At 40.7% G+C, this 22,569-nt stretch carries 20 protein-coding genes and 1 pseudogene; 13 read left to right on the top strand and 8 right to left on the bottom strand.

All coding sequences use genetic code 11. The features are described 5' to 3' along the window. Positions 1 to 96 precede the first annotated feature (96 nt). The 4 genes from V6E90_RS14365 to V6E90_RS14350 all read left to right on the top strand — a co-directional run bounded on the left by V6E90_RS14365 (position 97) and on the right by V6E90_RS14350 (position 2,841). Positions 97 to 1,194, top strand: a complete 1,098-nt coding sequence (locus V6E90_RS14365) for an agmatine deiminase family protein (RefSeq protein ID WP_332605734.1) — start codon at positions 97 to 99, stop codon at positions 1,192 to 1,194. Positions 1,195 to 1,277: 83 nt separating this feature from the next. Beyond that, the gene (locus V6E90_RS14360; RefSeq protein WP_016540626.1) at positions 1,278 to 1,814 is read left to right on the top strand and encodes an AAA family ATPase; all 537 of its coding nucleotides are present in this window, start codon (positions 1,278 to 1,280) and stop codon (positions 1,812 to 1,814) included. 53 nt (positions 1,815 to 1,867) lie between these two features. Then, positions 1,868 to 2,413 (top strand): adenylate kinase, encoded by a 546-nt coding sequence (locus V6E90_RS14355; protein WP_332605732.1) that lies wholly within the window; start codon positions 1,868 to 1,870, stop codon positions 2,411 to 2,413. Next, the gene (locus V6E90_RS14350) at positions 2,410 to 2,841 is read left to right on the top strand and encodes an NUDIX hydrolase (RefSeq protein WP_016540624.1); all 432 of its coding nucleotides are present in this window, start codon (positions 2,410 to 2,412) and stop codon (positions 2,839 to 2,841) included. The genes V6E90_RS14355 and V6E90_RS14350 overlap by 4 nt, the downstream gene beginning before the upstream one ends. A gap of 1 nt (position 2,842) precedes the next feature. Here V6E90_RS14350 and V6E90_RS14345 read toward each other — a convergent pair whose 3' ends face one another. Beyond that, positions 2,843 to 3,328 carry a GNAT family N-acetyltransferase gene (locus V6E90_RS14345; protein WP_262756639.1) on the bottom strand — a complete coding sequence of 162 codons (486 nt, stop codon included), beginning with the start codon at positions 3,326 to 3,328 and terminating at the stop codon, positions 2,843 to 2,845. A gap of 94 nt (positions 3,329 to 3,422) precedes the next feature. Next, complete coding sequence (locus V6E90_RS14340) at positions 3,423 to 4,436, bottom strand: AraC family transcriptional regulator (protein WP_004652394.1); 1,014 nt, start codon at positions 4,434 to 4,436, stop codon at positions 3,423 to 3,425. Between the two features lie 478 nt (positions 4,437 to 4,914). Between V6E90_RS14340 and V6E90_RS14335 the strand changes: the two genes are divergently transcribed. The 7 genes and pseudogenes from V6E90_RS14335 to V6E90_RS14305 all read left to right on the top strand — a co-directional run bounded on the left by V6E90_RS14335 (position 4,915) and on the right by V6E90_RS14305 (position 13,976). Continuing rightward, positions 4,915 to 6,033 (top strand): CaiB/BaiF CoA transferase family protein, encoded by a 1,119-nt coding sequence (locus V6E90_RS14335; protein ID WP_332605727.1) that lies wholly within the window; start codon positions 4,915 to 4,917, stop codon positions 6,031 to 6,033. Between the two features lie 144 nt (positions 6,034 to 6,177). After that, complete coding sequence (locus tag V6E90_RS14330; RefSeq protein WP_332605815.1) at positions 6,178 to 7,401, top strand: carbohydrate porin; 1,224 nt, start codon at positions 6,178 to 6,180, stop codon at positions 7,399 to 7,401. A gap of 143 nt (positions 7,402 to 7,544) precedes the next feature. Beyond that, complete coding sequence (locus tag V6E90_RS14325) at positions 7,545 to 9,950, top strand: glucose/quinate/shikimate family membrane-bound PQQ-dependent dehydrogenase (RefSeq protein WP_023271391.1); 2,406 nt, start codon at positions 7,545 to 7,547, stop codon at positions 9,948 to 9,950. Between the two features lie 173 nt (positions 9,951 to 10,123). Continuing rightward, positions 10,124 to 11,767 (top strand): nitrite/sulfite reductase, encoded by a 1,644-nt coding sequence (locus V6E90_RS14320; protein WP_004802867.1) that lies wholly within the window; start codon positions 10,124 to 10,126, stop codon positions 11,765 to 11,767. Further along, the gene (locus V6E90_RS14315) at positions 11,760 to 12,245 is read left to right on the top strand and encodes a DUF934 domain-containing protein (RefSeq protein WP_332605722.1); all 486 of its coding nucleotides are present in this window, start codon (positions 11,760 to 11,762) and stop codon (positions 12,243 to 12,245) included. The genes V6E90_RS14320 and V6E90_RS14315 overlap by 8 nt, the downstream gene beginning before the upstream one ends. A gap of 49 nt (positions 12,246 to 12,294) precedes the next feature. After that, a pseudogene (locus tag V6E90_RS14310) lies at positions 12,295 to 12,508 on the top strand (hypothetical protein); the annotation flags it as partial. A 58-nt stretch (positions 12,509 to 12,566) separates the two neighbouring features. Beyond that, positions 12,567 to 13,976 (top strand): hypothetical protein, encoded by a 1,410-nt coding sequence (locus tag V6E90_RS14305; RefSeq protein ID WP_332605720.1) that lies wholly within the window; start codon positions 12,567 to 12,569, stop codon positions 13,974 to 13,976. Positions 13,977 to 14,027: 51 nt separating this feature from the next. On the opposite strand, the gene V6E90_RS14300 is transcribed toward V6E90_RS14305, so the two are convergent. The 3 genes from V6E90_RS14300 to V6E90_RS14290 form a co-directional block, all read right to left on the bottom strand. Further along, positions 14,028 to 14,471 carry a VOC family protein gene (locus tag V6E90_RS14300; RefSeq protein WP_332605719.1) on the bottom strand — a complete coding sequence of 148 codons (444 nt, stop codon included), beginning with the start codon at positions 14,469 to 14,471 and terminating at the stop codon, positions 14,028 to 14,030. 129 nt (positions 14,472 to 14,600) lie between these two features. Then, on the bottom strand, positions 14,601 to 15,776 hold the full coding sequence (locus tag V6E90_RS14295; RefSeq protein ID WP_004802873.1) for a thiolase family protein: 1,176 nt from the start codon (positions 15,774 to 15,776) through the stop codon (positions 14,601 to 14,603). Between the two features lie 110 nt (positions 15,777 to 15,886). After that, complete coding sequence (locus tag V6E90_RS14290; protein ID WP_262756648.1) at positions 15,887 to 16,402, bottom strand: GspH/FimT family pseudopilin; 516 nt, start codon at positions 16,400 to 16,402, stop codon at positions 15,887 to 15,889. 367 nt (positions 16,403 to 16,769) lie between these two features. Here V6E90_RS14290 and omp38 (V6E90_RS14285) point away from each other — a divergent pair, with 367 nt between their 5' ends. Together omp38 (V6E90_RS14285) and omp38 (V6E90_RS14280) are read left to right on the top strand one after the other, a co-directional pair. Then, positions 16,770 to 17,828: an outer membrane protein Omp38 gene (gene omp38, locus V6E90_RS14285; RefSeq protein ID WP_262756649.1), complete on the top strand. Its 1,059-nt coding sequence runs from the start codon at positions 16,770 to 16,772 to the stop codon at positions 17,826 to 17,828. Between the two features lie 468 nt (positions 17,829 to 18,296). Then, on the top strand, positions 18,297 to 19,322 hold the full coding sequence (gene omp38, locus V6E90_RS14280; RefSeq protein WP_262756650.1) for an outer membrane protein Omp38: 1,026 nt from the start codon (positions 18,297 to 18,299) through the stop codon (positions 19,320 to 19,322). Positions 19,323 to 19,452: 130 nt separating this feature from the next. On the opposite strand, the gene V6E90_RS14275 is transcribed toward omp38 (V6E90_RS14280), so the two are convergent. The 3 genes from V6E90_RS14275 to V6E90_RS14265 form a co-directional block, all read right to left on the bottom strand. Then, positions 19,453 to 19,611: a hypothetical protein gene (locus tag V6E90_RS14275; RefSeq protein WP_016541482.1), complete on the bottom strand. Its 159-nt coding sequence runs from the start codon at positions 19,609 to 19,611 to the stop codon at positions 19,453 to 19,455. Positions 19,612 to 19,615: 4 nt separating this feature from the next. After that, complete coding sequence (locus V6E90_RS14270) at positions 19,616 to 20,821, bottom strand: RtcB family protein (RefSeq protein WP_016541481.1); 1,206 nt, start codon at positions 20,819 to 20,821, stop codon at positions 19,616 to 19,618. A 252-nt stretch (positions 20,822 to 21,073) separates the two neighbouring features. Then, entirely contained in the window at positions 21,074 to 22,531 is a 1,458-nt protein-coding gene (locus V6E90_RS14265) for an amino acid permease (RefSeq protein ID WP_016541480.1), read from the bottom strand. Positions 22,532 to 22,569 lie beyond the last annotated feature (38 nt).

The following is a 22,569-nucleotide window of genomic DNA, read 5'->3' as shown; positions in this document are numbered from 1 at the left end:
CAATCGTTAATTTTGGTGTCTTTTGAATATGTCTGGCAGGGTCTTCGATTAGACTAGTGCTTGAAAATGAGAGATAGAAATGATGGGCAAAACCACATGATAAAAACCAAGCGTCACTATGCAGCGATGGCATTGATCTTGTCACTTTTTGGATGCGATACATCTGGACGGGATGTTGAAAACAGCACAGCAAAGCAGGATAAAAACAAGATGAGTCAAACCTATTCCAATCAAGTTGCTGATGACAAAATGTTGTTGGTGTTGTCTGCGCCTTCTGTACACGATCCTTATTACAAGTCTGCTTTTCAACGGATTGTCGATTTCCAAATTGATTACGCCAAGTCCATTTTGGGTAATGATAATGTGGTGATTGTGGTCGATAAAGACACCAAACCGTATTTCACCGGCAAAGTGCCAGAAGACATTTTACTGGTGGATGATGTGCGTGATATCTGGATGCGCGACTTCACCACGGTTAATCCAATGCAGCCCGTGCAATTTACCTATACTTGGGCGTCGATGACGCAGAAACAAAGTAAAGATGTGCAAAAAAGTTTTAGCCAATTTGCTGACCGTTATCAAATTCAAAGAGCCAAAACTGATTTGATGCTAGATGGGGGTAACCTAGTTGATGACTATGCGGGTCGTGTGATTACTACCACACGTTTCTTGGAAGATAATGAGCTTAGTTATAACGAGGCCAAACAAGAGTTAAAAGCCACGTTGGGTGCAACTGAAGTTGCCATTCTAGAGCCAGATGAAGAAGTGCTGGCACATTCCGATGGTATGGTCAGTTGGGTAGATAAAAATACTTTGCTTGTGAATGACTATTCAAAAACACCAGCATTTAGAACCACCGTAATGAAGGAGTTAAAAGCTTCTTTTCCAACTGCAAAAATTGTGGAAGTGCCTGTTGAATATAAGACTAATCCTAAAGGGCAATGGGAGGGTTTTGAGTCAGCCTGTGGTGTGAATTTGAATACCACGGTCACACATCACAATATTTATGTGCCAACCTTTAATATGCCGCATGATCAAAAAGCACTCACGATTATCCAGCAAAATACCAGCAAGAAAGTTATTCCTGTGAATGCTGAAAGTGTTTGTCCAATGGGCGGCAGTGTGCGTTGTCTCACTTGGCAGGTGACAGGGGACAATGCTGCGAAACTGATTCAAGCGGCAAGAGATAAGTAATTGATTTATAACTTGCATCGACTGGTTCACAAGCCGATGCAAGTTGTTTAAACTCACCTGCCTTTTTATTGTGCTAATAACAAATGAAATTTATTAATATTATTGGTACCACGGGCTCAGGTAAATCGACGCTTGCCCGACAGTTGGCGCAAAAACAACAATTACAATACATCGAACTGGATAATTTACTTTGGTTGGATGACTGGCAGGAGTCACCGAATGATGATTTTTTTGGCAAGCTTAAATCAAGCATGGACGCGGCACCCGCAGGTTGGGTGATTGATAATCTGTATACGCGTAGTATCGATAGGATTTGGTCTGAGGTCGATACGGTGATCTGGTTGGATTATTCATTTTCGATCAATTTATATCGACTGACAAAACGAACCTTATGGCGGGCTTTGAGTCGAGAACGATTATGGGAAGATTCAAACAACAGAGAGAGTTGGAAAATGATGTTCTCCAAGAAATCGATCTTTCTGTGGATGTTGCAGAAATATCCGCAAAATAAGCAGCGATATTTAGCCATGATGCAACATCCAGACTATCAGCATATTCGGTTTATTCGTTTAACCACACCAACGCAAACCAGACGTTTTTTAGAAAGTCTACACTTATAAATACTCATCATCAGTGTAAGTAAAATCATGTGTTATACAATCAGGGGGGAGTGATGAAATTTATTAATGTTGTCGGAACATCTGCTTCAGGGAAAACCACTTTTGCTCGTCAGCTTGCTCAAAAGCTGGCTGTGGCGCATATTGAAATGGATGATTTGTTTTGGTTGGATGATTGGCAGGAAACACCTGATCAGGAATTTTTTGCTAAATTACAAGCTCAAATGGAGCAAGCCACTGCTGGATGGGTGCTTGATGGTAATTATTCCCGAGCGCAGGATTTGAAGCTGAGATATGTTGATACGATTATTTGGTTAGATTATTCCTTTTCCTTGAATCTGTATCGCTCAGTGAAACGGGCGATCAGTCGAGCAGTAACGCAAAAAAGATTGTGGGCGAATTCGAATAATCGAGAAAGTTTTAAGAGCAGTTTTCTGTCTAAAGATTCGATTATTTTATGGATGATTAGTCATCATGCTAAAAATCGGAAAAAGTATTTGACGATGATGAATGATCCCCAATACCAGCAAATTCGATTTGTTCATTTAAGCTCCCCGAAACAAGCAGCTGAGTTTTTACAGCAGATTAAGGCTAAACAATGACATCTATTCGCGCCAAAGCGTTATGCCTATTTCGCCACAATGACAAGGTCTTACTTGCAAAAGCGTATGATCCCAACAAGGACGAATATTTTTTCAGACCAATTGGTGGTGGTGTTGAGTTTGGAGAAACTTCTGTGCAGGCAATAGAACGAGAAGTCGAAGAGGAAATTCAGCAGCAGATAACACAGCCAAAACTTATCTGTGTATTGGAAAATCTATTTCGCTTTGATGGGCAGCAAGGCCATGAAATTGTGTTTATATATGATGCCAAATTTGTCGATTCGGATGTGTACAATAAGCAAGAAATACAGGGTAATGAAACCAATGGATATCGCTATATCGCACAGTGGCTGAGTCGAGAACAAATAAAACTCACTCAATCTCCTGTTTATCCAAAAGGCATTGAGCAATGGCTATTCAATAACTAGATCATCTCAAGTTTGCGTTTATGGACTCCTTTGATAAATCTAAATGAAAGAATTGGTTATAGGGTGATTCAGTATATTCTGCAAACGCCTCACCTTGAACAAAACCAAATTGCTTATAAAGGCTAATTGCGGCATCAAAGTGAGCATCTTTTCCTGTTTCTAAACTGACTCGTTGATATTGATGCTCTTGAGCAACTTTTAGTAAATACTCCAGCAGCTGCTTTGCGACACCTTGGCGCAAATGGTCGGGATGAGTCCGCATAGATTTGATTTCTGCATGGTCGGGTGTCAGTTCTTGAATTGCACCACAGCCCAGTAATTCATCATCGTTCCATAAGGTATAGACGCTAATTGACTCTTGTTGCAGACTGCTGAGGTCTAAAGCAAAACTATGTTCAAGTGGAGTGTTTTGATGCAGGCCATGCAAATGGATATGGATCAAATTTTGAACTTGTGGGTGAGAGAAGTCAGCTTCTTTAATGATCATTGTTATTCAAGCAAATTGTAGAGGTCTGCTTAATTATTAGCATATTTAAATTGCAGTGTTCAACGACATAACGTTAAACACTGCATTGAAACACTTAGTTGTGATGACCGTGTAATTGGCGATATAGACCAGGGGTAACACCTGTCCATTTTTTAAAGGCACGATGGAAAGTACTGGTTTCACTAAAGCCGACTTGCTGTGCTACATCTTCAAGAGTGAGATTAGGAGTCAACAATAAATGAATCGCCGCATCACGACGTAAGGCATCCTTAACACCTTGATAGCTTTTGCCTTCGGCAGCCAAACGACGACGTAAAGTTTGTGGCGATAAATACAACATTGCTGCCACATCGTTGAGCGTTGGCATTTCTTCGCCAATCTGGCTCTTTAATACATCGCGAATGCGTGAAGTCAATGAGTTGGTATTTTTGAACTTCACTAATAATTGTGCAGGTGCTGCTTTTAAGAACTCTTCTAAAGTTTTTTCATCTTGACGGATTGGGAGGTCTAGATAATCCGCTGCAAATGTAATTTCGGTTCGTGGCGCATCGAATTGCATCACAGGTGCAAAGAATAATGCATCATATTCATCAGCATGATTTGGACGCTCATAACCAAAATGCACACGCTCTAAAGGTAGGCGACGTTCAATTAACCATGAAGCAAGACCATGCCAGATCATCAGCATACTTTCAGTAATGAAATGATCAGGATCTAAAGCTTTAGGAATATGCGGTACTAAACGGGCTTCATGCTTGTCACGTTCCAAGCTCACAGACCATTCATCTCCAAACAGTTTGTAGAATTGAGAGGAGAGTTCCAGTGCTTGTCCAAGTGTTTTTGAGTGGATGATCAATTGGCACATGATCGCAAATGTACCCAAGCGACGTGGCTGTACATCGAAGCCCACGTGTTCGTCTTGGGTAACCATCCATAACATTTTTACAAAACGGGTGTACTGCTCTGGAGAGATTCGAGCCTTCGGTTGGCGCAGTAATTCAGCCTCTATGCCGACATGTGAAAGTAACGTTTCAACGTCCATGCCTAGGCGTTTAACACCTGTTAAAGCCGCATTCACGAAGTGGATGCTGATCGTATCACGGCTCATATTGAATCCTTCAGTTTCTTTACTATTCACGATAATTGACCTAAATAACCGTCTAAAATAAAAAGGGCTTGTTAGTTGATCAGATATAGCTGCGGCAATAGACATTTTTTAGATGGTACAAGGCGTGGCTTGTGAAATTTAGTACTTCTAAATGAGCATGACATAACGCAGTGGCATCAAAAAATGCCTTTGTCCCGTAGGGTTGTAACAAAAATTTCCTCATACATCGTTATGAAACTCGGAAATGAATTGTCATTCCTGTCGTTTCATGCCTCGTCTGATAAAATTTTTGCTAACAACGCAACATATATATGATCAATTAACAAGCCCTATGGCAATTGACAAGAAAAATAATTGCGCCTTGTATACATGTTAAATTGCCGAAACTATCAAGGTAAATGGCTGAACATGACATTGTTTTTGTGTTTATCCACACCTAGTATAAAAGAAAATTTGAACAAATTGAGTAAAAATTATTATGCCATCTGCACTAAAGGGATTGAAAGTCCTCGATTTTTCGACTTTATTACCAGGACCATTTGCCAGTATGTACCTTGCGGACATGGGTGCAGAAGTTATCCATGTTGAATCTCCGACGCGTCCCGATCTGGTAAGGATTATGCCACCCTATGCCAATGGTCAGGCCACTGCGCATAGTTATCTGAATCGGAATAAGCAGTCGATTGCACTTGATCTTAAAGATGCAAGTAATATTGAGCTGATCAAAAATAAAATCTCTGAGTTTGATATTGTGCTGGAACAGTTTCGTCCCGATGTGATGCGCCGTTTAGGTTTGGACTATGAAACGTTGGCCGAAATTAACCCACGTTTAATCTACTGTTCAATTACAGGTTATGGTCAGACTGGCGCGTATAAAGATCGGGCAGGACATGACATTAATTATTTGGCACTGGCAGGTGTTTCTGGACATAGCGGTCGTCAGGATGGTGGGCCACCGCCCTTAGGTATTCAAATTGCTGATGTGGCAGGTGGTTCCTTACATGCAGTGATTGGTATTCTTGCTGCCGTGGTTGAACGTCAACGCAGTGGTCTTGGGCAATATATTGATATTTCCATGACTGATTGTGTGGCCAGTCTGAATAGTATGGCGGCTTCAGCTAGTCTGGCAGGACAAACGCCACAAACACCTGAGGCTGGTATGCTGAATGGTGCAAGCTTCTATGATTATTATCAAACCAAAGATGGACGTTATTTCTCGGTCGGAAGCCTAGAGCCACAATTTATGGCAGGCTTAGCCGCAGCTTTAGAATTACCTGTACTGCTTGCCAAAGGCACCTCCTTTGATCCTGAAGATCGCCAAACCGTAAAACAGGCGTTGCAAGAAAAGTTCAAAACCCAAGATTTTGCAGCATGGCAACACTTGTTCCAAAGCTTGGATATCTGTGTAGAACCTGTTTTAAGCCTAGACGAGGCTTTAGTCTCACCTATGGCGCAGCAACGGGGCTGGGTGGTTGACGTACCTGTATCGGAAAATGCAGCACAAACTGAGTCTCAGTTGGCCTGTCCAATTAAATTTTCTCGCTCACAAATGAAGTATGCCTTTATTGGTCAGGGCTTGGGTGAAGGTAAATGGTAGAAAATATGTGCGACTAATCACTGATTGTTAAAATATTGTACAGATTGTTAACATTTTGAATAAGTTGTAATTTAAAAATAAGAGTAACCTTTTATACACAATAACATAAAAGGTTACGTAAACATGACAATCTCTAAATCTTTGATTGTTTCTTGTTTATCCGTTCTATCATTGAGTCTTTTCACACAACATACTCAAGCAGCTTCTTCCGCATTTGACCCAAATGGTCAATGGCTGTTTGGTGATTGGAACGGTCAACGCACTGCGTTGCAAGAACAGGGTTACAAATTTTCTGCTGATTACACAGGTGAATTCGCAGGGGTTTTAGATTCTAAACAACACTCAAGCCATGGCAGTGAATTTACTGGACAATTGGCTTTAGGTACTCACTTCGACCTAAATAAAATTTTAGGTTGGCAAGATACAGAGGCACAAATCACGGTGACATATCGTGATGGTCAGTCTTTGTCACAAACTGCAGATGGCTTACAAGGTCACCAAAGTTCGGTACAGGAAGTCTGGGGGCGTGGTCAAACATGGCGTCTAACAGACCTTTGGATCAAAAAGAAATTTTTAGATCAAGCCTTAGATATTAAAGTCGGTCGTTTTGGTGAAGGTGAAGATTTCAACAGCTTTGACTGTGACTTCCAGAACTTGTCGCTATGCGGTTCTCAGGTCGGTAACTGGGTCGGTGACCAATGGTACAACTGGCCTGTGAGCCAATGGGCATTGCGTGTTAAATATAACTTGCAGCCAGACCTATATGCACAAATCGGGGCGTATGAATATAACCCTGAAAACTTGCAACGTGGCAAAGGTTTTAACCTAAGTACCGATGGTTCACGTGGTGCGATTATTCCTGCAGAAGTGGTCTGGAATCCTAAATTAGGCGCATTGTCGCTGCCTGGTGAATACCGTTTTGGTTATTATTACAGCACAGCTGATGCCGCAGAAATTGAGAATCCTGCCAAAACTGGACATAAACAAGGCGGCTGGTTTACTGCGAAGCAGCAGCTCACTCGTCATGACGGTCAATCAGATCGAGGTCTGACAGGCTTTGTCAATGTGACGGTACATGATTCGAAAACCAATGCGATCAAAGACATGCAAAATGTCGGTTTAATCTATAAGGGTTTATTGGACCAACGTCCTCAAGATGAACTGGCTATAGGTGTTGCTCGTATTCATGCCAATGATAAAAACAACAGTCTGTTGGATGAAGAATATAACACTGAGTTGTACTACGGCATTCATGCCACCAACTGGTTGACGATTCGTCCAAATATTCAATATGTCCACCATGTTGGCGCATTGAAGGATGGCGATAAGACTTGGGTTGGCGGGATTAAGTTCCAAACCATTTTCTAATTTCGATACTCGGGCAGTTTTGCAGATGCAGTCCAGATGCTGGGCGATATTTGCAAGATTGTTATTGTGATTTGAACTCGACCATTGAATAGATAAGTCATCTTTTTAGTGGATCCAAAATATAAAAGATGCAAGGTGATCTTATGAATCAATCTGCTTCAAAATCTGGGCTTAGAACCTTGACGGTGGTGATTATCGCCCTCATTGCATTGTTCTTGCTCGTTGGCGGTATCTGGCTCGCAGCGATTGGCGGGTCTTTTTATTATGTGATCGCAGGTGTACTGTTGCTGATCGTGGCAGTACAACTCTATAAACGTGCCTCTGGTCCATTATGGGTCTATGCGGCGTTGATGTTAGGCAGTGTGGTTTGGGGTGTTTGGGAAGTTGGGACTGACTTCTGGGCACTGGCGCCACGCCTTGATATCCTTGGTATATTAGGTTTGTGGTTACTCATTCCAGCGGTGACGCGTGGGATTGATAACCTCACTTCAAGTAAAGTGGCACTGTCATCGACTTTAGCTATTGCAATTGTGGTGATGGTCTACTCGATCTTTAATGATCCACAAGAAATTAATGGTGTCATTCAAACGCCACAGCCAGCACAAGCGAAAGCAGTGGATGGCATTGCCCCTGAAGATTGGCCTGCATATGGTCGTAGTCAAGGCGGTGAGCGTTATTCTCCACTCACTCAGATCAACGATAAAAACGTGAAAGATCTGAAAGTGGCTTGGACCTTACGTACCGGTGATTTCCGAACTGAAAATGACTCAGGCGAAACCACGAATCAGGTCACGCCAATCAAAATCGGCAATAACATGTTTATGTGTACGCCGCATCAACATTTGATTTCGATTGACCCTGCGACAGGGAAGGAAAAATGGCGTTTTGATCCAAAACTCAAAACCGATAAAACCTTCCAGCATTTAACCTGCCGTGGTGTGATGTATTACGATGCAGCTAACACGACTGAATTTGCAACCAGCTTACAGACGAAAAAATCCAGCTCAACTGAGTGCCCTCGTAAAGTGTTTGTACCTGTCAATGATGGCCGTTTAGTAGCTGTCAATGCAGATACAGGTAAAGCATGTTCTGACTTTGGTCAAAATGGTGAAGTAAATTTACAAGAGTTCATGCCATATGCTTATCCAGGCGGTTATAACCCAACCTCACCAGGTGTAGTATCAGGTACAACGGTCGTGATCGCGGGTTCAGTGACCGATAACCATTCGAATAAAGAGCCATCAGGTGTGATTCGTGGTTATGACGTGAACACCGGTAAATTATTGTGGGTGTTTGATACAGGCGCAGCGGATCCAAATGCAATGCCAGGTCAAGACACGCAGTTTGTACATAACTCACCAAATGCATGGGCGCCGCTTGCCTATGACTCTAAACTCGATATCGTCTATGTTCCAACAGGCGTAGGTACACCAGATATCTGGGGTGGAGATCGTACAGAGTTAAAAGAGCGTTATGCCAATTCAATGCTGGCGATCAATGCAACCACGGGTAAACTGGTATGGCACTTCCAAACTACACATCACGATTTGTGGGATATGGACGTACCATCACAACCTTCATTGGCAGATATTCAAGATAAATCAGGTCAAACGGTTCCAGCGATTTATGTATTGACTAAAACAGGCAATGCCTTTGTTTTAGATCGTCGTAATGGTCAGCCGATTGTGCCGATTACAGAAAAACCTGTTCCACAAACGGTGAAATGGGGACCACAAACCAAAGGTGAGTTCTACTCAAAAACTCAACCATTCTCTGACTTTGATTTAGCACCGAAAGATAAATTGACTGATAAAGACATGTGGGGTGCCACTATGTTTGACCAGTTAATGTGTCGTGTGAAATTTAAGAGTTTGAACTATGACGGTATTTATACACCACCTTCTGAAAATGGTACTTTAGTTTTCCCTGGAAACTTGGGTGTGTTTGAATGGGGCGGTATGTCTGTGAATGCAGATCGTCAAGTTGCGGTGATGAACCCGATTGGCTTGCCATTCGTGAGTCGTTTAATTCCAGCAGATCCAAACCGTCAACCTGTAGCACGTGGTGCAGGTACTGAGCAGGGCATGCAACCGATGTATGGTACACCATATGGTGTTGATATCAGTCCGTTCCTATCTCCATTAGGTTTACCATGTAAACAACCGGGTTGGGGCTTTGTTGCTGGTGTGGATTTAAAAACACATGAAGTGGTCTGGAAAAAACGTATTGGTACCATTCGTGACAGCTTGCCAACCTTATTCCAATTACCACCAGTGAAAATTGGTGTGCCAGGTTTAGGTGGCTCGATCTCAACTGCGGGTAATGTGATGTTTGTCGGTGCGACACAAGACAATTACATCCGTGCCTTTAATGTTTCAAATGGTGATAAGTTGTGGGAAGCACGTTTACCTGCGGGTGGACAAGCAACACCAATGACTTATGAAGCCAATGGCAAACAATATGTGGTGATTATGGCCGGTGGACATGGTTCATTCGGTACTAAAATGGGTGATTATCTTGTGGCATACGCATTGCCAGATAAGAACTAATTTCATTTAGAAAACGATTGAAAAAGCTCAGATTGGTCTGGGCTTTTTCTTTTTGTGGCAACTAGATAGGCTTATCAATAAAACCGTTATTAAATATGCAAAAAAAGCATTTTGTTGATGAATGAAAGCTCGCTATGCTAGTCGCCTTTATAATGAATGACTAGCCATACGCCATGTATTTATATACGGATTTCGATCAACAACTGATTAACCAACGTGTTGCTCAGTTTCGCGATCAAACAGAACGCTATTTAGCTGGAAAATTAACAGAAGACGAATATCGTCCATTACGCTTACAAAATGGTCTGTACGTGCAACGTTATGCACCTATGCTCCGTATCGCTGTGCCGTATGGCTTGATGAATACTAAACAACTCAGAAAAATTGCTGAAATTGCGACAGAGTACGATCGTGGTTATGCCCACGTTTCAACCCGTCAAAATATTCAGTTGAACTGGCCAGCATTGGAAAATGTACCAGATATCCTTGCTGAGCTAGCAACAGTACAAATGCATGCCGTACAAACTTCGGGTAACTGTATCCGTAATACCACCACTGACCAGTTTGCAGGTGTGGTTGCTGGTGAGATTGCGGACCCACGTCCGACCTGTGAATTGATTCGTCAGTGGAGTACCTTCCACCCTGAATTTGCCTTCTTACCACGTAAGTTTAAAATCGCGGTATCGGCTTTAGAAGAAAAAGACCGTGCTGCAACAGCATTTCACGATATCGGTGTCTATCTGGTACGTAATGATGCTGGTGAAATGGGCTATAAAATCATGGTGGGTGGTGGTCTCGGCCGTACCCCGATTATTGGTAGTGTGATCCGTGAGTTTTTACCACGCGAAGATTTAATTGCTTATTTAGAAGCGACCTTACGTGTTTATAACTTACATGGCCGTCGTGATAACAAATATAAAGCGCGTATCAAAATTTTGGTGAAAGCATTAACACCAGAAGTGTTTGCACAAAAAGTGGAAGCTGAATTTGAGCACACGCGTGAAACATTGAAGATTCAACCTGAAATCTTGAAAAAATTGGATGAAGAATTTACGCCATTTGATTATCAAGATTTAGAAGATCAGGACTTTACTGACTTATTCGCTGCACATCCAAAATTCAAACAGTGGTTTAACGTCAATACCAATGCGCATAAAGTGAAAGGTTATCGTATTGTCACGATTTCTTTGAAACGTGCAGGTATTGCACCAGGCGATGTCACTAGTGAAGAAATGAACTTAATTGCGGATTTGGCCGATAAATATACGTTCGGTGAGTTCCGTACCACGCACGAACAAAACATTTCATTGGTCGATGTGCCGCAGAAAGATCTATTTGAATTGTGGCAAACGCTTGAACACAGTGACATGGCACGTGCACATATTGGCTTTATTACCGATATTATCTGCTGTCCGGGTGGTGATTTCTGTTCATTGGCCAATGCCAAATCGATTCCAATTTCAGAAGCGATCAGCCGTCGTTTTGATGACCTAGACACCATTTATAACTTGGGTGAACTTGATCTGAACATTTCGGGTTGTATGAATGCCTGTGGTCATCACCATGTCGGAAATATCGGTATTCTGGGTGTCGATAAGAAAGGTGCGGAATTCTATCAAATCACTTTAGGTGGTCATGCCGATCATGATGCATCACTCGGTGATATCCTAGGGCCTTCTTTTGCAGCTGAAGTTGTGCCAGATGTGATTGATGAAATCTTGAATACGTACCTTGACTTACGTACAGAAGGTGAGCGTTTTATCGATACCTATCGCCGTGTTGGTATTCAACCATTTAAGGAGCGTGCTTATGCTTAATACAACGCTACAAGTGCTCTCTAAAGATGGCACAATTGCTGACAATACGTATCAAGTCATTGCTGAAGATGGCGTGATTCCACAAGGTGACGTGGTTGTGACAACTGAACAGTTGGATCAATTGGCAGATGTACAAGGCAAAAAGGCGCTTTACATTACTGTGAATGATTCACCTGAAACACATCAATTTCCATTGAATGAGCTTGATGCCATTTTTATTGAATTTGCTGGTTTTAATGATGGTCGTGGTTATTCATTTGCGGCCTTATTACGTCGCCAAGGGTATCAAGGTGAGTTACGCGCAGTCGGCGATATCTTCAAGGATGTTTTAAACTATTTAAAACGTTCTGGCTTTGATACATTTGTGGTGAAAGAAGGTAAGGATATTCATGAAGCTGCTGCTGGGCTTCAGGATTTTACCAATCCTTATCAAGCATCGACCGCAGTGCCACAAGCAAGTTATCAAACTGGCGCATAAGCCGATTGAAAGAAAAAAGCTGAACCTTGGTTCAGCTTTTTTATGAGTCATGCTTTTAGCAACTCAATTGAAGAATAAAAAGTTGAACCTTATTTTAAAAATAAATCCTGGGGTAGTTACTCTTTGCGATCGCAACGGATGTACTTTCGACATTTTACTCGGCAAAGGGTAATAGACTGGTCAATAAACTTGATCAAGGTATTGCTCTAGTTTTATATATTATTTCTTTTACCTGTGCTGCATTGATGTTTAATTGGGGGCAGGGCATGACAGCTATTTCATAATTTGTTATAAAAATGAATTCTCTGATTTAGAAAGAACATGTTTAAATTTTTAAAAAAGATATTTGGCTCATCTGAGCAATATATAAATACAGTTGAAGTATTAAAAAAACCTGCTGTTGAAGGATTTGAAGAACAAGATTGTGATGTAAATGTAGCTAAAACAAGCAATGCAAACTCTAAACAGAATCATTTGGATGAGTTGCTTTGGCAGCTTAGAAGTTATGATGGATATACACGTCAGCAGACATTAGAAACATTACAAGACTGTTATGAGGTTGAGCTTTTTCCTGCTTTATTATTTCGCTTAAGTGATTATGTACCGATTAACCAGCAGTTAGCGGCTGCACACTTTCGACGTTGGAGCAAAAGGTCTGAGTTTAGTCAGCTTTGTATTGATTATTTTTTAGATATTGCGGCAATACAACAACGCATGCGTGTTGTTCCTGAAATTGAAACTTTATTGTTGCAAGAAGTGGCCAATAATACAGCTTATTTGCAAGAAACCTTGATTTCAGTACAAGGTAAGTTGCCTCGTATGTTATTGCTCTATATCAATAAATACAAATGGATTGAACGGGATTGTTTGATTGAGTTATGTAAAGCAGCGAAAGACCAAATGGTTCGCAAGTTTTGGCTTGATCATTTTATTCAACATCAATCTAATCAGGATATTAGGGTCGAGCTTAAAGCATCGAGACTTAGAGATGTGCAATATCATTTATTTGATGTTTTATATCAAAGAAAATTTTTAACAACAGATGATTTGATTTACCTCTGGCATAGTCCTTTTTTAGCAGTTATGGATTATGCATATTTTGCTTTAAGGCAACACCAATTTGACTTTGAAAAGTATTTTTCTCAACATTCTATTGATAGCTTGGATCAACAACAGTTGAAAAAGCGGGTTTATCAATGGGTGTTATACAAAGGAGAGTCATCTCATCTTTTTGAGATTGTTGGTAAAATTGAATCCAAACAGATTGCAAATGCATTAGTCCTATTTGCCTTGAAACAGAAGCAGATTAATCTGCTTCAATTTTTAGAATACATTCAATTAACTAAACAAATATTATTGCCTTATCAATTTATTAAAGCAAAAATATATAGTGATACTCAGCCAACTTTGGATGAACTCAAACAATATTTATGTTTGGTCAAAGAAAATTTGTCGTTGCAGCAGAGATTAGATCTAACTCAAGGCTATAGTTTATGGGAACAATTGTATTGGTTTGTTACTCAACAAAAATATATACAAACTGAAAATGATCAGCAGAATTTTTCCTATAATTTACGATGGCGGCTACAATTTCTAAGTTATGAAATTTATCCGCCAAGATGGACCATACCTCAGAAAAATGAAATGAAACAGCATTTGCCCGCTTTTACTCAAAAATATCCTGAGATTTTCGAAGATGTTGGGGTAAAGAAGATATTAGAAAATATTTAGGGGTATAATGCCGTCATATAAAGTTTATATGGCGGCATTATATACAAGCAATTACCCATCTAACTGACAATTGATCATCCATTTAATCCCAAACTGATCCGTGAAAGCGCCATAGAGCGCGCCCCAGAAGGTCTTTTCTAAAGGCATTTCAATTTGACCATTTGCGGACAAAGCATTAAAGAGTCGTTGTGCTTGATCTTGTTCATCTGGATCAAGATTAATAGAAATATAGTGGTTATTACCTGGTGTGAATATACTATTTTGAGCGCAGAATTGATCATTCACATCCGAAGCCATCAATACAGTAAATTCATTGATGGGTAGGGAAACATGTAAAACCAAGTTTTTATCTGCTTCTGAAAGACTGACACCTTCAGTAGGTGGCATATCGCCATAACGGCTGAGCATGGCAAATTCACCACCAAACACAGATTTATAAAAGTTGAATGCTTGTTCTGTTTGTCCTTTAAAATTTAGATAATGATTAAGTTGCATGTTGTACTCCTTGTTGTTTTTTTATACACAGCATAACTTATCGGGAATTGAACAATGGGTGCATTATTTTTTGTAATCCAAAAAATAAAAATCCTGCATCAAGCAGGATTTTTATTACGTTAACAAGGCTTAGATTAATTCAATTGCAACCGCTGTCGCTTCACCACCACCGATACACAAAGCTGCAACACCTTTTTTACCGCCAGTACGTTTAAGCGCATGAATTAGCGTCAGGATGATACGAGAACCTGTAGAACCAACAGGGTGGCCCAATGCACAAGCACCACCATTGATATTGACTTTCTCTGCATCTAATTTGAAGTCATCGATTGGACACATAGTCACCATGGCAAAAGCTTCGTTGATTTCCCATAGATCAACGTCTTGCGCATCCCAACCCGCTTTTTTCAATACTTTTTCAATTGCACCAACAGGGGCAATGGTAAATTCAGAAGGATGTTGAGAGTTTGACGCAGTTGCCAGAATTTTTGCCAACGGTTGTAAACCACGTTGAGCTGCAACTTCACTTGAGGTTAAGACCAACGCTGATGCGCCATCAGAAATTGAACTTGCGTTCGCAGCAGTGATGGTGCCATCTTTTGCAAATGCTGGTTTTAATGATGGGATCTTGTCGATTTTTGCACTTAATGGCTGCTCATCTTGATCAACAACGACATCACCTTTGCGAGTAGAAACTGTTACAGGAACGATTTCATCTTTAAAGTAACCTTCAGTAATCGCTTTCTGTGCACGTTGTAAAGAACGGATGGCGAAATCATCCATCTGTTCACGGGTATAACTGCGCTTATTTGCCATGTCTTGGGCAAATGATCCCATTAAGCGACCTGTTTCAGCATCTTCAAGACCATCAAGGAACATATGATCCTTAATTTCACCATGACCCATACGGTAGCCAGCACGTGCTTTCGGCAAAACATATGGCGCATTGGTCATTGATTCCATACCACCTGCAACCACGATCTCTGCGCTACCCGCTTTAATCATATCTGCTGCCTGCATCACCGCTTTCATGCCAGAACCACACAGTTTGTTAATAGTCACTGCACCGGTAGAGTCTGGTAAGCCAGCCTTACGCATTGCTTGGCGCGCAGGACCTTGTTTTAATCCTGCTGGTAAAACACAACCCATGATTACTTCTTCTACATCAGTCGGTTGCAGGCCAGAACGGGCAATTGCTTCTTTAATGGTAACTGCACCTAATTCTGGTGCTGTAACACCAGATAATGCACCTTGGAAGCCGCCCATTGCTGTACGAGCGCCATTAACGATTACGATATCAGTCATGATGTGTCTCCACACTTATAATTTATAAAAATGTTCCAAACTTAAGCAGTATAGTAAAAAAAGGATTGGAATAAAGGGTTTTACTTATTTTAGGCTAGACTGAAGAGTTTTTAGCAACTGGATAACTTTTCAAAACGAATATTGCCCATACGGCTCAAGACAATTTTAGTATGGTACTGAGGGGACTCGGAACAGTAGATAAAGCTGCCATTCGAGGCAAAGGGGAGGCCATTCTCAGCTTGAAAAACAAGAGAGTTGGGACTTCGCCCAAAGGACTTAAAACTGAGGCGGCCATATTTATGATTCAGGGGAACAATAAAAAGTAGTATTTCGTTCGGATCGCGTTGGCTATTTCGATTAGTATCAATAAATCCAATAAAACCCTTATTCCAATCTGTGTCGCAGTTCTCAAAATCCAAACTTGGGCACAGCATCACATTTTTATGATAAAGCTGTGCATCCGTTTTTGCTTTTTGTATGTGAATTGTGAGAGTTCTTTTGAGGAATCTTACTTCATTTGCAATCATTGTTTCACGAAAATAAGGAAGTGCAATGATGCTTAAAATTGCTAAAACACCTAAGGTGATGATTAACTCGATTAAAGTGAAACCAAAAGATTTAAACATATTTTACCTATCTATTTTTATTAATTTTTTTATTAACAGTGCGTTAAGTGAAAACACGATCTTTATGCTAATTTTTGCTAAAAAATAAATTAAAATAAACTAAAGCAAAAGCCCCTGAACAATAATCGATTCAGATATCTTATGGGAATTAAAAATTTACTGAACTACAACGGAAATTGTAAGAAATTTTGTCAATAATTTGCGAGGTTAAAGTTATCAAGCACTTGGAAAATTGATCAAGTGTTTGTATGATTCAAAGTGAAGTGAATAGCTGAAAAAATAATACTGCAGAACATCGCTGTTCTCAGGGCGAAAAACCATAGGCTGAGCTTACACAACAAACAATTGTTATCTCTGGAGGATATCCATGAAATTGAGTCGTATTGCACTTGCTATGCTTGTTGCTGCTCCGTTAGCTGCTGCGAATGCGGGCGTAACAGTAACTCCATTAATGCTTGGTTACACATTCCAAGACACTAAACACAATAATGGTGATAAGCATCTAACAAATGGTCCTGAGCTTCAGGATGATTTATTTGTTGGTGCTGCTTTAGGTATCGAATTAACTCCATGGTTAGGTTTTGAAGCAGAATATAACCAAGTGAAAGGTGATGTTGACGGTACTGTTGCTAATGCTGAATATAAGCAACAACAAATCAACGGTAACTTCTACGTTACTTCTGATTTGATCACTAAAAACTATGACAGCAAAATCAAGCCATATGTATTGTTAGGTGCTGGTCATTACAAATACAAATTTGATGATGCTACTGCTGCTGAATTCGGACGTGCTGGTCGCGGCTTGAAAGAAGAAGGTACTTTAGGTAATGCTGGTTTTGGTGCTTTCTGGCGCTTAAATGATGCTTTATCTCTTCGTACAGAAGCTCGTGGTACTTATAACATCGATGAAGACTTCTGGAACTATACAGCGCTTGCTGGTTTGAACGTAGTTCTTGGCGGTCACTTGAAGCCAGCTGCTCCAGTTGTAGAAGTTGCTCCAGTTGAACCAACTCCAGTTGCTCCACAACCACAAGAGTTAACTGAAGATCTTAACATGGAACTTCGCGTATTCTTCGATACGAACAAGTCTGACATCAAGCCACAATACAAGTCTGAAATTGCTAAGGTTGCTGAGAAGTTAGCTGAATACCCGAATGCGACAGCTCGTATTGAAGGTCACACAGATAACACTGGTCCACGTAAGTTGAACGAACGTTTATCTTTAGCACGTGCTAACTCTGTTAAATCTGCACTTGTAAATGAATACAACGTAAATGCAACTCGTTTGACAACTCAAGGTTTCGCTTGGGATCAACCGATTGCTGACAACAAAACTAAAGAAGGTCGTGCTATGAACCGTCGCGTATTCGCTGCGATCTCTGGTAGCCGTACTGTTCTTGTACAACCAGGTCAACAAGCTCAATAATTTGAGTTTATGAACTGAAAAAAAGCGACTCGTCAGAGTCGCTTTTTTTTATATATATCAAATTTATATATATCAAAGTTTTTGTAGTATTGATGTAAAACTAAAACATAAAATCTAAAAACTGGCATAATCTTGTCTTAATTTTAGATGTACTGTGAGAATTATTTAGTTTTATTGAAAAGATTTTGATAGCTTGTTAAAATTTTGATTAAAAAGTGATAAGCTCTCACAGCCTGAATTAGATGTTGTTAAATTAGAATTTTCTAGTTTTTGGGGGTGGGAAATAGGTTATTTTTTTCGGTGGCTGCTGACTGAATGTTATTAAATGCTTGGAAAATTGATCAAGTATTTGTATGATTTAACGTAAGGTGAATAACGGGAAAAGATACAATAAGACTATTTCTCAGTATTCAAAAACTATTAAGCGTTTAGAGAACAAACAATTTTTTGTTTTTTTGGAGGATATCCATGAAATTGAGTCGTATTGCACTTGCTATGCTTGTTGCTGCTCCATTAGCTGCTGCGAATGCTGGCGTAACAGTAACTCCATTATTAGTGGGTTATAGCTGGCAGGATAGTAAGCATAATAATGACAACCTAACAACTCATGCAGAGTTGCAGGATGATTTATTTGTTGGTGCTGCATTAGGCGTTGAGTTAACACCTTGGTTAGGTTTTGAAGTTGAATATAACCAGGTGAAGGGTGATCTTGATGGTACTGGCGTAGCGAATGCTGAATACAAGCAACAAACAGTTGCTGGTAATTTCTATGCTACTTCTGACTTGATCACGAAAAACTACGATAGCAAAATTAAGCCGTATGTATTGTTAGGTGCTGGTCAGATGAAAACTGATTTTGACGGTATCTATGCTGACAAGAAAGACACGATTGGTAACGCTGGTTTAGGTGCTTTCTGGCGCTTAAATGATGCTTTATCTCTTCGTACAGAAGCTCGTGGTACGTACGATTTTGATGAGAAATACTGGAGATATACAGCACTTGCTGGTTTGAACGTAGTTCTTGGTGGTCACTTGAAGCCAGCTGCAGCAGTTGTAGAAGTTGCTCCAGTTGAACCAACTCCAGTTGCTCCACAACCACAAGAGTTAACTGAAGATCTTAACATGGAACTTCGCGTATTCTTCGATACGAACAAGTCTGTTATCAAACCACAATACAAGTCTGAAATTGCTAAGGTTGCTGAGAAGTTAGCTGAGTTCCCGAATGCGACAGCTCGTATTGAAGGTCACACAGATAACACTGGTCCACGTAAGTTGAACGAACGTTTATCTTTAGCTCGCGCTAACTCTGTTAAATCTGCACTTGTAAATGAATACAACGTAAACGCAACTCGTTTGACAACTCAAGGTTTCGCTTGGGATCAACCGATTGCTGACAACAAAACTAAAGAAGGTCGTGCTATGAACCGTCGCGTATTCGCTGCGATTACTGGTAGCCGTACTGTTCTTGTACAACCAGGTCAACAAGCTCAATAATTTGAGTTTATGAACTGAAAAAAAGCGACTCGTCAGAGTCGCTTTTTTTATATGATGGATCTAAGTCATAAAACATTGGGATTCTCCTTTTATTGAATAGGTTTAAAATATTTTAATCACTATTAATTATTTACCATATTTCTTTTTTAAGCTGCTGCTTGGTATTTTGTCTTTCACGTCGATGCTGTGCTCGAGGTTTCTCTGTTTCATGAATTCCACCTTTATGTAATAAAGGCGAAAGCGCTACAGGGTTGCGGACTTTAATTTTTGGCATTTCTTTGAGTTTCATTTGATTATCCTTTGATACATAAAATCTGTTTGAGGGTATGTACGATTTCGATCAAATCAGATTGGTTTGCCATGACTTGATCAATATCTTTATAAGCAGCTGGAATTTCATCAATCACAGCACTGTCTTTTCGACATTCAATCCCTTGGGTTTGCTGAATCAAATCATCCTGACTAAACAGTAGTTTGGCTTTGCTGCGACTCATTTTACGTCCTGCGCCATGTGAGCATGAACAGAAGGACTCAGGATTGGCTTTGCCTTTTACAATATAGGAGCGTGCTCCCATTGAGCCAGGGATAATGCCTAATTCATCTTGACCTGCTCGAATTGCACCTTTACGTGTAATCAAGAGATTCTCACCAAAGTGAGTTTCTTGACTGACGTAATTGTGGTGGCAGTTAATTGCTTCTTTGGTCATTTGAAACGGTGGTAGCAGTGGGCGGATTGCTTCTAAAATCAGACGCATCATTTCACGTCGATTTTCAAAGGCATATTCTTGTGCCCATTCCACGGCTTCAACATAATCATCAAAACTATTTGAACCTTCAGCAAAATAACTTAAGTCTTTGTCAGGGACATGACCGAAACGATGCTGTGCTTCTTTCTTTGCCAATTCAATAAAATATGTACCAATCACATTGCCTAAACCACGACTGCCAGAATGCAGCATGACCCAGACGTCCTGATTTTCATCCAGACACAGTTCGATGAAATGATTGCCACCGCCTAAGGTACCGAGTTGTTTTTGCCAAGTGGCATCGAACTTTCTGAGCATCCGAACCAAACCTGGATGTTTTTTGATGATCGGTTGTAAGCGTTTCTCCAGAGGAATAATGCTAGAAGCTTTTGCTTTTACTTGTTTATGCAGTTCAAAGCCCACAGGAACCTTACGTTCAATGGCATGACGTAGCGGTGCGAGGTTGTCTGGAAGCTGTGAGGCCTTGAGGTTGAGTCGAATCGCATTCATCCCACAACCAATATCAACACCGACAGCTGCGGGGATGATGGCATTTTTGGTAGGAATGACGCTGCCTACGGTCGCACCTTTGCCGACATGTACATCAGGCATCACCGCAATATGTGAATAAACAAATTGCAGTTGTGCCATTTTTTTCAGTTGTTCAATACTTTCGCTATCAATATCGGTTGTGAAAATTTTCACTGGAACACCATATTGCGCATCTGCATTGAGTATTTTTTGTATGCCCATTTTCTTGTCTCGGGTATTTTAATTGTTGGTCCGAATAGGCATAAAAAAACCTAGCGAATGCTAGGTTAAATAGAGCATTCGGACAAGTGATCAATTGATTTGTACACTTGTCCGTGAGTCGACAGTGCCAAATCTTATGGTGTAGTTCCTAGTTGTAATGGCATGTTGTCGTCCTCCTATCATGTGGTGCCGTTGAAAATATGAGCGAGATTTTACTCATATTTTCATTTGGGTCAAGTAAAAAGCGGTTTTTTATTCGCCTTCTTTGACATTCATGTCTTTATAAGCAATCAGCTTGGTCTTGTGTTTCCACTTATAACCCAACCAGATCGCCAAAAATAATGGAATGCTGATATAGGTTGAAACTAGACCTAGCCAGTCTATTTTACCACCAAGTAACGCTTGATAGTTTTGACCTAAGATAATGATTGAACAAAGAATAAATGCAAACCATGGGGCAAATGGGAAGAACTTGGCGCGATATGCCAGATCTTCAACTTTATAGCCTTGCGCAATATAGCCCTTACGGAAACGATAATGTGAAATCGCAATACCTAACCATACAATGAAACCACACATTCCTGACATGTTGAGTAACCAGTTGAAAACTTGTTTCTCGCCAATAAAGGTGGTTAAGAAGCACAATGCCGCAACTGCAGTGGTTGCATAGAGTGCATTCATTGGTACGCCACGGCCATCGAGTTTGGAGAACCATTTCGGCGCACGACCTTCTTTGGCCATATCAAATAACATACGGGTAGAGGAGTACATTCCCGAGTTACCCGCAGATAAGATTGCACTGAGAATTACCGCATTCATTAAGCTTGCTGCAAAGGCAAAGCCTGCTTTTTCATATAAAAGCGTAAATGGAGAGAGTGCAATATCTTCGCTCTGAGCTGCTTTTAACAGTAGAGGATCGTCATAGCTGACCAAGGTACCAATGATGAAAATACATAGGATATAAAACAGTAAAATACGCCAGAAAATCTGTTTAATCGCCAATGGAATGGTCTTTTTAGGGTCTTTTGATTCACCTGCGGCAACTCCCACCATCTCAGTCCCTTGGAATGAGAATCCAGCAATCATGGCAACCCCGATTAAGGCTTGCAAACCACCGACAAAAGGAGCTTCCTTGTAAGTCCAGTGCTGAAATACCGAGACATTTGGTGTCATCATGATTTTAGCAATCATCCAGATACCAATCACGATAAACACGATAATGGCAATGACTTTAATCAAAGAGAATAAGAACTCACTTTCACCAAAACCTTTCACCGTTAAGGCATTAATTCCAAAAATAATGGCAAGGAAGATCGCACTCCAGTAGAAACCTGGAATATCAGGGAACCAAAATTTCATGATGAACTGGACGGCAACCAATTCGAAAGCAACGGTAATGGCCCAGTTATACCAATAATTCCAACCTAAGGCGAAACCAAAGCCATCTTCGACATAGCGGCTACCATAGGTAAAGAACGCACCTGATGTTGGATTATGCGTTGCGAGTTCACCTAAGCTGGTCATCAAGAAGTAAATCATGATCCCGATGAGGGCATAGGCCAATAACGCACCACCTGGACCCGCAGTGGCAATGGTTGAACCTGAAGCAAGGAATAAGCCTGTGCCGATCGATCCACCAATGGCAATCATGTTCAGGTGTCGAGCCCCGAGCTTGCGCTGAAGGTGTTGAGGAGCAGATGTATCGCTCATAAAAATTCCTTAAACTGTATAAGGGTCTGTTGACACTT

The organism is Acinetobacter sp. ESBL14 (assembly GCF_036668815.1).
Taxonomy (GTDB): Bacteria; Pseudomonadota; Gammaproteobacteria; order Pseudomonadales; family Moraxellaceae; genus Acinetobacter; species Acinetobacter gyllenbergii.
The sequence above is the reverse complement of the archived record's forward strand: the minus strand, read 5'-3'. Positions and strand labels throughout refer to the sequence as shown.